At 56.5% G+C, this 12,459-nt stretch carries 12 protein-coding genes; all 12 read right to left on the reverse strand.

Annotated elements, in window-relative coordinates; all coding sequences use genetic code 11:
- Positions 1–23: 23 nt before the first annotated feature.
- The 12 genes from ET464_RS14660 to ET464_RS14715 all read right to left on the reverse strand — a co-directional run bounded on the left by ET464_RS14660 (position 24) and on the right by ET464_RS14715 (position 12,453).
- Positions 24–800: an ABC transporter ATP-binding protein gene (locus ET464_RS14660; RefSeq protein ID WP_244226547.1), complete on the reverse strand. Its 777-nt coding sequence runs from the start codon at positions 798–800 to the stop codon at positions 24–26.
- Complete coding sequence (locus tag ET464_RS20390) at positions 797–2,662, reverse strand: ATP-binding cassette domain-containing protein (protein ID WP_244226548.1); 1,866 nt, start codon at positions 2,660–2,662, stop codon at positions 797–799. Before ET464_RS20390 ends, ET464_RS14660 begins: the two co-directional genes overlap by 4 nt.
- Positions 2,659–3,654: an ABC transporter permease gene (locus ET464_RS14675; protein ID WP_129442107.1), complete on the reverse strand. Its 996-nt coding sequence runs from the start codon at positions 3,652–3,654 to the stop codon at positions 2,659–2,661. Before ET464_RS14675 ends, ET464_RS20390 begins: the two co-directional genes overlap by 4 nt.
- Positions 3,641–5,281, reverse strand: coding sequence for an ABC transporter substrate-binding protein (locus ET464_RS14680; protein WP_129442109.1), 1,641 nt, complete (start codon positions 5,279–5,281; stop codon positions 3,641–3,643). Before ET464_RS14680 ends, ET464_RS14675 begins: the two co-directional genes overlap by 14 nt.
- A gap of 34 nt (positions 5,282–5,315) precedes the next feature.
- Positions 5,316–5,924 carry a hypothetical protein gene (locus tag ET464_RS14685; protein WP_129442111.1) on the reverse strand — a complete coding sequence of 203 codons (609 nt, stop codon included), beginning with the start codon at positions 5,922–5,924 and terminating at the stop codon, positions 5,316–5,318.
- Entirely contained in the window at positions 5,921–6,568 is a 648-nt protein-coding gene (locus tag ET464_RS14690) for a phosphate starvation-inducible protein PhoH (protein WP_129442113.1), read from the reverse strand. Before ET464_RS14690 ends, ET464_RS14685 begins: the two co-directional genes overlap by 4 nt.
- The gene (locus tag ET464_RS14695) at positions 6,565–7,089 is read right to left on the reverse strand and encodes a hypothetical protein (RefSeq protein ID WP_129442115.1); all 525 of its coding nucleotides are present in this window, start codon (positions 7,087–7,089) and stop codon (positions 6,565–6,567) included. The genes ET464_RS14690 and ET464_RS14695 overlap by 4 nt, the downstream gene beginning before the upstream one ends.
- 320 nt (positions 7,090–7,409) lie before the next feature.
- The gene (locus ET464_RS14700) at positions 7,410–8,585 is read right to left on the reverse strand and encodes an MFS transporter (protein WP_129444430.1); all 1,176 of its coding nucleotides are present in this window, start codon (positions 8,583–8,585) and stop codon (positions 7,410–7,412) included.
- Between the two features lie 125 nt (positions 8,586–8,710).
- The gene (locus tag ET464_RS19875; RefSeq protein WP_165280013.1) at positions 8,711–8,887 is read right to left on the reverse strand and encodes a type II toxin-antitoxin system antitoxin; all 177 of its coding nucleotides are present in this window, start codon (positions 8,885–8,887) and stop codon (positions 8,711–8,713) included.
- An 11-nt stretch (positions 8,888–8,898) separates the two neighbouring features.
- The gene (locus tag ET464_RS14705) at positions 8,899–9,786 is read right to left on the reverse strand and encodes an SPFH domain-containing protein (protein WP_129442117.1); all 888 of its coding nucleotides are present in this window, start codon (positions 9,784–9,786) and stop codon (positions 8,899–8,901) included.
- Between the two features lie 102 nt (positions 9,787–9,888).
- Positions 9,889–10,905 (reverse strand): galactose/methyl galactoside ABC transporter permease MglC, encoded by a 1,017-nt coding sequence (mglC, locus tag ET464_RS14710; protein WP_129442119.1) that lies wholly within the window; start codon positions 10,903–10,905, stop codon positions 9,889–9,891.
- Between the two features lie 33 nt (positions 10,906–10,938).
- Positions 10,939–12,453: a sugar ABC transporter ATP-binding protein gene (locus ET464_RS14715; RefSeq protein ID WP_129444431.1), complete on the reverse strand. Its 1,515-nt coding sequence runs from the start codon at positions 12,451–12,453 to the stop codon at positions 10,939–10,941.
- Between the last annotated feature and the right edge of the window lie 6 nt (positions 12,454–12,459).

The raw sequence follows: 12,459 nt of genomic DNA on the forward strand, positions 1-12,459 counted from the left end.
TTTTTTAGTCCGCTTTTATACTTCTATGTGTACTGGCATGCCGCGAGCAGCGCCTTCGCATAAGCGGTGGACGGCTGGCGGAGCAGCGATGCGGCTTCCCCCTCCTCCACGATCCGCCCTTGCCGCATGACCCCCATCCGGTCGGCGAAGCCGTGTACCGCATCCAGCCGGTGCGTAATAAACAAGATCGACATCCCGCTATCCCACTGCAAATCCATCAGCAGCTGCATCATATCCGCTTCGGTCGCGGGATCGAGCGCCGAAGTCATTTCGTCGGCGACAAGCAGCCGCGGCCGCAGCGCCAGCGCGCGCGCTACGGCGATGCGCTGTTTTTGCCCGCCGGAGCATTCGGACGGGCGCCGCAGCAGCAGCCCGCGCGGTAATCGGACCTGCTCCAGCAGCCCGCCGGCCAGCGCATATGCTTCGCGCCGGGCCATCCCTTGCAGGACAAGCGGTTCGGCAATAATATTCTGCACCCGCCAATACGGATTCAGAGAGCGGTCCGGGTTTTGGAATACCATTTGCACCGGCGAGGAGGGAACGCCGCCTTTGCCATGGCCATGGGCTGCAAAAGCTGAGCCCGGCTGCGGCGGAAACCACCGCACCTCGCCTTCGGAAGGCCGCTCCAGACCGACGAGAATACGGGCAAGCGTAGATTTGCCCGAGCCGCTTTCCCCTACAAGCACATACGTCTCCCGCTCCCGTATCGCTAGCGATACGCCGTCAACTGCCGCAGCGGCGGGCGGCTGGCCAAACCGTTTGACGATATGGGCCATCTCTACCATTAGCGGGTTCATCATACCGCATCCTCCTCTCCGGTTAACTGCCGGGCCGCAGATGCGGATGCAGCCGCCGTTCCGACTGTATCGCGGACGAGCGCTCCATCCTTCAGCTCCAGCACACGATCGGCCATATAATAAGCCGCTTTAATATCATGCGTAATCAGGATAAGGGCCATTTGATGCTCGCGCGTCTTGGCGGCAAGCAGCTCCAGCACCTCGCGTTTCACAATGGGATCAAGAGCAGCTGTCGGCTCATCGGCAATCAGCACGCGCGGATGGTTCAAAAGCGCGAGCGCGATCATGGCCCGGCTCAGCATGCCTCCGCTTAGTTCATGCGGGTAACGGTCCAGCACATGCTCCGCGAGCTGCACCTCGCTAAGCGCTTTAGCCGCAGCGGCGCGGTTGGCGGCGGCCGTCAGCTTAGGCGGCTGCACCTCCGCAAACTGTCTGCCAATCGTCATGAGCGGGTGAAAGCTGGCTTGCGGGTCTTGAAAAATAAACGCCGCGTCATGCCAGCGTACCGGCGCTTCCCCCGGCGCAGCCCCGTAGACGGGCTTGCCGTTCAGGCGCGCCGTACCGCTCGTCCGGCGCTCCGGCAGCAAGCCGTACAAGGCGCGGGCAAGCGTTGTTTTGCCCGAGCCGGACGGGCCGATCAGCGCGGTGATGCTGCCGGCGGCAGCGGTGAACGATACCGGCTTCAGCGCTTCGGTATCGCCGTAATAGGCCGCGAGGCGAATTGCCTCGACGGCGGGCGTCTCGCCGCTGGCGGGGTGCGGGGCATCCGCTTCGCCGTTTGGCGGCGATACACTCGCTGACGCATACGCGGACGCGGCGGTTTGCGGCGCTGCAACCGCTGACGCAGCCGCTTGCAGCGGCGCGCCTGGCGGTGCTGCTGCGGCGCCGCCACCGAATTGCGGCGGCAGCCCGCTCGGCGCCGAAGGCGCAGCTGCGCCTTCGGCGGCGGATTGCACCGCTGCGGCGGCACGCGGCGGCTTGCTGCGGCGCGCGGCTTGTGCCCGCCGCTTGGACTCGCCGCGCGCTTCCGTTCCGGAGCCGGCCGCTTCAGGGCGCTCGCCAAGCAGCGCGAGGCCAACCGTCACAAGCATGATCGCCACAACCGGCGGCAGCACGGTCCACTGCCATGCGTTCGTCATCCACGTATCGTTTTGGCTGAACGCCTGCTCCAGCATCCGGCCCCACGAAGCGCGGTTGGCGTCGCCGATGCCGAGGAAGGACAAGCCGGCCTCCATCATCACCGCCTGGCGGAACGTCAATATAAACTTGGTGCGCAGCAGCGGCCACAGAAACGGCAGCAGATGGGAGCGGATCATATACCAGGTGCCGCCGCCGAACATCCGGGACGCCAGCACAAATTCCCGCTCCTTGAGCGACAGCACCGAGGCGCGGATCAGCCGCATGTAACCGGGCCAGGTCAGCAGCCCCAGCGTCATAATGAGCTGCAGCGTGCCGCCGCCGGTAAAGGAAGCGACAAGCAATATAAGGAGCAGCGCAGGCAGGACAAGCAGCATATTCGCCACAGCATGCAGCACCGTATCCAGCTTGCGCGAATAACCGGCCAGCATGCCCAGAAGCCCGCTCAGCAGCGTGCTGATCAGCGCAACGGCTACGCCGGTTAGCAGCGTCGTCCTAGCGCCGTGCAGCAGCTGGCTGAGCATATCCTGGCCAAGCGAATTCGTCCCAAGCCAGTGCGCTGCCGAAGGCGGCAAGTAGCGGTCCGCGTCCATATACAAGCGGTCATAGGAGGTTACCAGCGGGCCAGCAAGCGCCGCCGCAATAAAGAACGCCATCAGCGCAAAGCCCGCCCACTGCGCACCGGACCAGCGCCTGCGGAAACGGCTGCCGGAAGATTCGCCGCTCATTGCATTTCCCCCTTTTTGGCCGTGCGGATACGCGGGTCAAGCCGCGGATATAACCAATCGGCCGCGATGTTAAAGAACAGCACAAACAGCGTCATGAGCAAAAACAAGCCGTGCAGCAGCGGATAGTCGCGGGCCAGAATCGCCTCCTGCAGCAGCTTGCCGATGCCCGGATACGAGAACACCGTCTCGGTCAGCACGGAGCCGGCCAGCATGCCGCCGATGCGCATCATGATCACCGTCACCAGCGGCAGCGACGCGCTGCGCGCCACATGGCGCAGCATCAGCGCTTTGTCGCCGATGCCTTTGGCTGCGGCAAACTCGACAAAAGGCTCGCGTCTCACGCGGATCGCTTCATTGCGCATGAGCAAATAGATCGACGCCAGATTGCCTGCCGCCAGCGTCACGATCGGCAGTGCCGCATGCCGCAGCACGTCGGCCGCCTGAGGCAGCCAGGAGCCGGGATGGTAAAATGCCGTCTTCGCCCCGCCCAGCGGCAGCCAGCCCCACTGTACTGCAAACAGGATCAGCACCAGCGTGCCGACCAGAAATTCCGGAACGGCGCTTACCGTAAGCATAGCGACGAACAGCCCTCTGTCGCTGCGCCCCGGATGCCGCCAGGCCGATAGGAGCCCGATGGCAAGACCGGCAACAATAGAGATCAAGGTCGCGCCGCCAACAACAAGCAGCGTCCACGGCAGCCGGGCAGCAATCACATCGGCTACAGGCGCCTTATATAGGAAGGACAACCCGAAGTCGAATGTAAACAAGCTTCGCAAATATTCCACGAACTGCATCCACAACGAATCGTTTAAATGGTAATACGACAGGAGCGCTGTCTTTTGCGCTTCCGACAAAAAGATGCCTCCATCGTTGCCGCTTCCGTTCAAATAATCAATCGGGCCCCCTCGCAATAAGCGGGGGAGCCAGAAATTCAGCAAAATGACAAACAGCAGGACGCCAACGTACGTGAATGTTTGTTTAGCTTTGGACATCGACAAACGCAGCCTTGTTATCCCACAGCGGAATACCGTCTGCTATGCCGCCGTACGTATTAAAGTAGCCGTCATACACATCTTTTTTATAAACAAAATAGAACGGGCGGTGGTACAGAACGAGCGTCGGAAGCTCCTCAGCCAGTACGTCCTGCATTTGGAATACGGTCTGTTTCCGCTTGTCCGGATCGAGCTCTTTCATTTGCGATTCCGCAAGCTGCTGGAACTGCTCGTTCGCAAACGCTTTGCCTCTTGCCGCCAGCGTGTTGCTTGCGTTGCCGAGGAACCATTGGCGCAGGTAATCCGGGTCGCCGCTCAGGCCGATATGCCCCGTAATCGCCATATCGTATTTATTTTCACCCATTGCCGCATTAAAGGTAGCCGAATCGACCTGCTGAATGTTCAGCTCGATGCCGACCTTCTTCAGCATTTCCTGCATCACTTGAGATTCCGGCGAATTGGACGATACCAGCACGCTCAGCTTCAGCCCGTCGCGCACGCCGTTTGCATTTTTCGTATAACCAAGCTCGTCCAGCATCGCCTCCGCTTTGGCCGGATCGTAGTTGTATTGCTTCACATCCGGGTTGTACCACGGCGAATCGGTTGGGATGACGCCTGCGTTGCCGACCATCGGGTCGCCGCCGGTCAGCTTCTGCGCCATCGACGCACGGTCCAGCGCATACGCTAGTGCCTGGCGCAGGCGTTTGTCCTTCAGCTGCGGATGGTCGAGATTAAACGTAATGCGCACGGCGCTGCCGGTCGGATTGCTTTTAATGACGTCAAACCCTTCCTTTTGCAGCTGCTGCACATCGCCGTAGTTGTATGTCATCGCACCGTCGACATTATTATTTTTTAATGCCATCGCATTGTTATCGACGCTCAAATATTGAATTTCCTTCACTTTGACATGGCCTTTGAAGTAGTGGTCGTTGGCAACAAACGAATATTGGCCGCCTGCTTCATCATATTCCTTCAGCTTGTAAGGGCCGGTGCCGACCAGCGCATCTTCGCCGCGGTATTCGATCGGATTATCGACGGATTCCCATACATGCTTCGGAATAATCGGCACAATGCCAACAAGGTCGCTCAGGAACGGCGCATAAGCTTCATTCAGCTTGAACTGTACTTGGTTATCGCCCGATGCCGTAACGGATTCAATGCGGGAAATATCGCCAGTCCAGTTAAACGGATGCTCTTTGTAGTAGTTAAAGCTGAATACCACGTCCTCTGCCGTAAACGGCTGGCCGTCATGCCAGGTGACGCCCTGCTCCAGCTCAAACGTGTACGTCAAACCGTCATCCGACAAGGTCCATGACTTAGCCAGCCACGGAATGACGCCTTGATCGTCCTTCCATGTCAGCGTATCGAACAGGAACGAGTTGCGCAGGAAGCCGGCCGGGCCGGAAGCGCTGAACGCAAACGGCGACGGGTATCCGGCGTTCGCCCATGCGAACCGGATCAGCGGCACATCGCCGCCGGCAGCGGGGGCTGCAGCCGATGCGGACGGGGAAGGCTCGGCCGACGGCTTGCCGCTGCCGGAGCCGCTGCCCGAGGAGCAGGCCGACAGCACCGTCATGGCTATACATAATAACACGATAAAAGAATAAACCTTGTTTCGTTGAAACATCGCAATCGTACTCCCTTATTTAAGTTAAATTCAGTTATAGTTCGCCTTCCGCCAGCCACGGCAGGAATCCATCCAGAAACCGTTCGGTAGCAGGCATAAAATAGGAACCGTAATGAAATTCCGGATCAAGCGTCGTCATAATAAGCGTGCCTGGCGTGGATTGCCGGTCGACATACATAATCGCGCCGCCCGACTCGACGGAGATGATAATCTCGGCGCCGGCTGGCGGATGAAACACGCCATGATAATGCCAGGTGGCATCGGCTAATCCGTTAATATAGCGGAACAGCCCGTATTCCGGCTGATCCAGCACAAGGCCGCTTGCGGCGTTCCGGTCGAGCCACCACCAGAAGTTCGTCGGCCGGAATTCCCAGTTATGCGCCGGCAGCCAGCTTTCCGGCTGCGCGCCAAGCGCGGCCACGATTCCCCCGCGTTCCAGAAACGCGTGGACAGCCGGAAGCGCGCGCTCCATCAGCCTTACGTTAATTTGGGACGGAATGATCAGCACGTCGATGTCGTCCAGCCATTCCGCCTGAAACTCGGGCATATACATCACCCGGTGCAAATACCGGCTATATTTCGGCTCCTGGACGGTCCGGTGATGATGCGAGCTGCCGCTGTACAAAAAAGCGATTTTTCTCATCGCAGCGCCCTCCTTGCCTGCAGTTCCGCATGCTCTGCCTGAACCCAGCCTCGCAGCTGGCCGCCGATGCGGCCGGAGGTTGATCCTTGATGGTCGTAGCCCATCAGATTGTTGCCCGAATGGACAACGATGGTGCCGCGCGTGCTGTGCCGGTCGATATAGGTTACAGCTTCCCCGCCCGGCAGCCGGAGCAGCACTTCCGCTTGCAGCGGCGGCTCATGATGCCCTCTTGCAAAAAAACCGGCCACTCCTTTGTTAAAGGTCATATCATCCGGCTCCACACCTTCGAAGATCGGATGCGGATGGTCAATAGAAATCCGGTAATCGTCCACTGCTTGGAATGCCTTCGGCTGGAACAAGGACGCGCCGGGCAGCCAAGGACGGAACAAGTGGCCGCTGAACACGACGATGTTGCCCTCTTCCAGAAAAGCTTGAACGGCGCTGCGCTCCCGGTACAAAAACTCCTGATCCGCCAAATGGTCGATGACCATGCAGGCGTATTGCTGCGGATCAAGCCGCGGCAGATCATATAAATCAACGGTAACGCCGCCTGCCGGCACCGATGTACGCCCGGCACGGTAGCTGCTGAAATAACAACCCGTATCCATCAGCGCGATTTGCGCTTCCCGTATCCGGCTGCTCATCGGATCAGCCTCACGTCGAGCAGCTCTGCCTGCTCCGCCGCAAGCGCCTTCTCGCATAATGCCAGCTTCAGCCCGTCGAACGCTTCCGCATCGGCTTCCATAAGCCCGCCTTCCCGGCCTTTCTTCAAATATTCATAAAAAACGGCTGGCAGGAAGTTTGGCTTCAGCACCACTTCCGCCGCGCGGCCATCCGCCGTTTCAAAGACAAAAGCATATCCTTGCGGGCGGTAAGGGTCGTATTGGCCTTGCGGATAATGGACATCGACCTTGTAAGCGCCGCGGGTAACGGCCCGCGTCACATATTCAAATGCGTCCCGGAATCCCGGTCCGCCATGGCCGGACGTAATCTTCAGCGATTTGCGCTCCGGCGCTTCTTCTCCGAACAGCAGACCGAAAGCCGCCTGCAGGCTCCGATAGCCGACCGCCAGCGCCATAAGCGCGGAACCGCCGTGATAATTGCGAAGCTCCGGAAAGCCGATGTCCAGTACCGCTTTCCCGTCCCGAATTCGTATAGTTGACATGAATCATTGCTCCTGTCCTTATGGTCTTTATCTAATTTCATCGTACTTTAATTGATAATAATTATCAATATCACAAAGAACACCCGCCATAAGGATAGGCACATCTGCCAACGAGTTGGGCCTTACTATAAAATTATTAAATAATGTTTAAAAAAAAGGTGATAATGCCGCGTTAAGCGAGAAAAAAAGGGCGTATAGAAGCACAAAAAGCTTCAGGCGATCCGGCTGGCCGCCGGTGCCCAAAGCTTTATGCGAACGTGAAACCAGCCTATCCTGCACGGCCCGATTGTAAGGTTTATGCCGGGAAATTGACGGTATGCTTATACCGGCTTCTTCTGTCGGCGGAACCAAAAGCCGGATACCGCAAAAATGAAAAAGGCGGCGCCAAGGCACCAGAACACGCTGTACAGCGACACATACCGGATGCCGTAGCCGCCAAGCGCAGGACCCAGCACGCTGCCGATGCTGAAATGGATAGATGCTATCACATTGGCAGCAGGCAATATCGCTTTCGGCAAAAGATCTGCTGCATAAGCAAGTCCAAGCGAATAAAACGATCCGACCAGTCCTCCGGCAGCGGCAAACAGCAGAAACAGCGCCCAGAAGCCGCTTCCGGCGGCCGGCACGAGCAGGAACAGCGCAGCACCAAGCACGGCGCTGCCGGTTAATACCGGCTTGCGCCCGATTTGATCGCTCCATATGCCAAGCGGCAGCTGCAGCACAAGGCTACCGCAGCCAAACGCCAGCAGCAGCAGCGATATTTCATGCTGCGTCAAGCCAATCCTCAGCCCGTACAGCGGAAAACCGGTGTTCATCGACGCTTCCATTAAGCCGTACAGCAAGCCGGGGATAAGGACAAACCAAGCCATCCGGTACGTTTGCAAAAAACGGTTTTCCCCCGATGCCTGCTTGCGATGGCGTTCCGGCTTATCGTCCGGCATGTTCAGCATCAGCAGCCCTACCGCGGCACATAAAAGCGACACGGCCGCAAACGGGGCTATATCGCCGTAAGGCAGCAGATTAATGCCAAGCGGTCCGATGCTGAAGCCTATGCCGTATGCCATGCCGTACAGCGAAATATACCGCCCCCGCCGATCTGCCGGGCTCATGCTCACGATCCACAGCTGAGAGGCGTAATGAAGCGCGCTGTCGCCCGCGCCAACTATTAGCCGGAGCGCAAACCACACCGCAAGCGAGCTACTGAGCGGAAACAGCAGCAATGAAGCGGCGAGCAGCACAAGGCCGGCCATAATGACTTTCCGGTAGCCAAACCGCAGCACAGGGCGCTCAACGACAAACATTGTACAAAATACGCCGATATAAAGCGCTGTTGAATTCAGCCCGTTCATATCGGAAGATACGCCTGCACGGTCAAGCAATATGGCGAGCAGCGGCAGCAGCAGCCCCTGGCTCATTCCTGCAATCAGCACAACGGCAAGCAATAAAATAAAACGGTAACGGAAGGCCAAAGCGGAACTAGCCGCTTTGGAAATCATAGCTGCCAATCTGGGTGAATCCTCCTTCATCATCGAATTTGCCGTCTGGCGGCAAACAGGCATACACACGGGAAGACAGACCGGCCCTGTATGGACGGACCGGTCTGTCTTCCTCGGCATGCCTTTTATTTCTGATCGCTAGGCGGACGCTGCTTCAGCCTGCCGGCTTTGGCAAGCGCTTCGCGCAATAAATATTCAATATGACCATTTACGCTGCGGAATTCTTCTCCAGCCCACTGCTCCAGCATCCGGTATACATCCGGATCCAGTCGCAGCGGGAACGCTTTTTTTTCTTTTGCCATGGAATCATCCCTTAATTGTACAACGTGCCTGTATTAATGACCGGCGTAGCCGAGCGGTCGGATACGATCGCCACCATCAAATTGTTGACCATCGCCGCACGGCGCTCATCATCCAATTCAATGCCGTTCGCGATCAGCTGGCGCAGCGCGGCGTCCACCATGCCTACCGCGCCCTCCACGATTTTTTGGCGGGCGGCGACAATGGCGATCGCCTGCTGCCGCTGCAGCATGGCGCTGGCAATCTCGGGCGCATAAGCCAAATGCGTCAGCCGCGTCTCCAGCACCTTAACGCCGGCTACCGCCAGTCTTGCTTGCAGCTCGGTCATCAGCTCGCTGGCCACTTCCTCCGCATTGCCGCGCAGCGAATGCCGGCTTTGATCTTCATCATGCGTATCATAAGGGTATTGCGCCGCAATATGGCGCACCGCCGTTTCACTTTGAATCTCTACAAACGTCTCGTAATTGTCGACGTCGAATGCGGCGCTCGCCGTGTCGAGCACGCGGAATACGACAACCGCGCCGATCTCGATCGGATTGCCGTCGGCATCGTTTACTTTCAGCGTCTGGCTGTTGAAGTTGCGCACTTTCAGCGATATTTTCCGCTTGGACGTAAACGGCTTAACCATCCACAAACCGCTTTCTTGTACAGTGCCGATATAGTTCCCGAAGAACGTAATGACCTTCGCCTCATTCGGCTGGACGATGCTCAGCGAAGTGAATGCAACCAAACTAATGATCAAAAGGATAATCCCTAAAATAATAAACACCGACATAAACGCTGTGCTTGGATCTGCGGCATTGCCGGCAATAATAAAGCAGGCGATTCCCGCCGCAAACATGATGATCGTTACAAGCAATGCCAGAAATCCGTTCACATGCCATGCTACACGTTCCTTCATCCGCAAACACCCCTATATTGTTTTGATATATTTATGATATCAGTTTTTACAGAAAAATGGAACAAAAAAAAGACCGGCAAACAATGCCGGTCTTTCCAAAGCTTATTTTTTGGCTACATATTTGCGGATATCGAATGCAACCGCCACAACGATGATCAAACCTTTAATAATAAGCTGCCAGTTCGGGTTAATGCCGATGTAGGTAAGCCCGTAGTTAATCACCGTAAAGATCAGAACGCCTGCAATGATCCCTTTTACACGGCCAACGCCGCCTGTTGTCGACACGCCGCCGACTACGCACGCCGCGATCGCATCCAGCTCGTACATGTTGCCGTAGTTGTTTGTCGCGCCGCCCGTACGAGCTGCTTCCAGCACGCCGGCAAGGCCGTACAAAGCACCTGCAATGGCATACAGCCACATCAGGTTGCGGGCTACGTTAATGCCCGAGACATGCGCCGCTTGGATGTTGCCGCCGATAGCGTACATGTTTTTGCCGAGGCGGGTTTTGTTAAACACAACCCAGACAATAAAGGCTACGAAGATGGCGATCAGTACGATATACGGCATCGAGAAGTCGCCGCTGCCAATTGCGCCCGAGCCAAGCTTGCTGAAATCGTTGCGCAGACCGGCAATCGGCTGCGAGTTGTTTGGCGGCATATCGAAGTACAGCGAGTTTGCCCCGTATACGGCAACCATCGTGCCCAGCGTTGCGATAAACGGCGGAACATTAAATCTTGAAACGATAATACCGTTCACAAGGCCTACCAGAAGGCCTACCACAATAGCGATGATGATCGGAATAACCAGCCACATATGCGGCAAATTCGGGAAAAACTTATTGGCATAGTCTGCCTTTTGCAGCAGCGATGCGGATACGACCGCACTGAGTCCGACCACCCGGCCTGCAGACAAGTCCGTGCCTGCCGTAATAAGTACAAACCCTGCGCCAAGCGCGATAATGAGGCGTGTAGAAGATTGAATCAGCACGTCTCTAAACGTAGTTACCGATAAGAAACTGGAATCCATCATTGAAATGCCAAGTACAAGTATAACAAGCACTACCCATATCGCATTTTGCGAAAAGGCGTTTTTCACTTTTAATCCTCTGGATGCGTCCATCTGTCGCAAGCCCCCTTCAAATCCTCAATCTTTTTACTTCTGGGCCGCAAGCCGCATAATCGCTTGCTCCGAAGCATCCTTGCTGTCGAGGATGCCGGTTACTCTGCCTTCGGACATCACCATGACGCGGTCGGACATGCCGATCAGTTCCGGCATCTCGGACGAAATCATAATGATGCTTTTGCCCTGCTTCGCAAGTTCAATAATAATCGAATAAATTTCGTATTTGGCGCCGATGTCGATACCGCGGGTCGGCTCGTCCAGCAGCAAAATATCCGGATTCGTCAGCAACCAGCGCGCCAGCAGCACCTTCTGCTGATTGCCGCCTGACAAGTTGCGGATCAGCTGGTTAACCGAAGGCGTTTTCGTTTTAAATTTCTCGACGCCTCTTTCCGCCTCGGTCTTCATCTTGCGCTCGTTCAAAAATCCGAGCTGATTTTGGTACAGGCCCAAATTCGCAATAGCGGTATTTGCCGTAATCGACAACACCGGGAAAATCCCCGTTACGCGGCGTTCTTCCGTCAGCATCGCGATTTTATTCTTTTTCGCATCAATCGGCGATTTGATCGTAATGGCTTTGCCGTCTTTGTATATAGCCCCGGACTTTACGGACCTGAGCCCGAACAGCGCTTCCACCAGCTCGGTGCGCTGTGCGCCGACCAAGCCGCCGATGCCGAGAATTTCGCCTTTGCGAAGCTCAAACGATACATCCTTGAACGAGTGCGGCAGCGTCGACGTCAAGTTCTCCACCCGCAGCATCACTTCGCCCGGCGTGTTGGTGCGTTCCGGGAAACGATCGGACAGGTCGCGCCCGACCATTCGGGTAATGATCGTGTCGATCGTCAGCTCTTGGGCCGGCCAGGTGCCGATATATTTGCCGTCGCGCATAATCGTTACATCGTCGGAAATACGCAAAATCTCTTCCATTTTGTGCGAGATGTAAATAATCGAAACGCCGCGGGCGCGCAGCTTGTTAATGATCGTAAAGAGCGCTTCCACTTCGTTGCCCGTCAGCGACGAGGTAGGTTCGTCCATCACGATGACCTTCGAATTAAACGAAACGGCTTTCGCGATTTCAAGCGACTGGATTTTCGAAACGGACAGTTCTTTAACAAGCTGCTTCGGATCAATGTTCATGTTCAAATCGTCAAACAGCTTGACGGTGTCGTTGTACATCTTTTTATGATCTATAAACCGGAGAGGGACAGCGCCCTTCATCGGAAATCTTCCAAGCCAAATGTTCTCCATCACGCTGCGCATCGGCACCGGATGAAGCTCCTGGTGAATCATGGATACGCCATGCGCCAAAGCGTCCTTCGAGCTTTTAATTTCAGCCTTCTGGCCGTTCAAAAAAATTTCGCCTTCGTCCGGCTTGTAAATGCCGAACAAACATTTCATCAAAGTGGATTTACCCGCTCCGTTCTCGCCCATCAAGGCGTGTACCGTGCCGGGACGAACCTTCAGCGTTACATTGTCGAGCGCCTTAACGCCCGGGAACGTCTTCGTAATACCGTTCATTTCAAGCAAATAAGGATGCTGCTTCTCCATCATATA

Origin of the sequence: Paenibacillus protaetiae (assembly GCF_004135365.1) — a bacterium.
GTDB lineage: Bacteria > Bacillota > Bacilli > Paenibacillales > Paenibacillaceae > Paenibacillus_AP > Paenibacillus_AP protaetiae.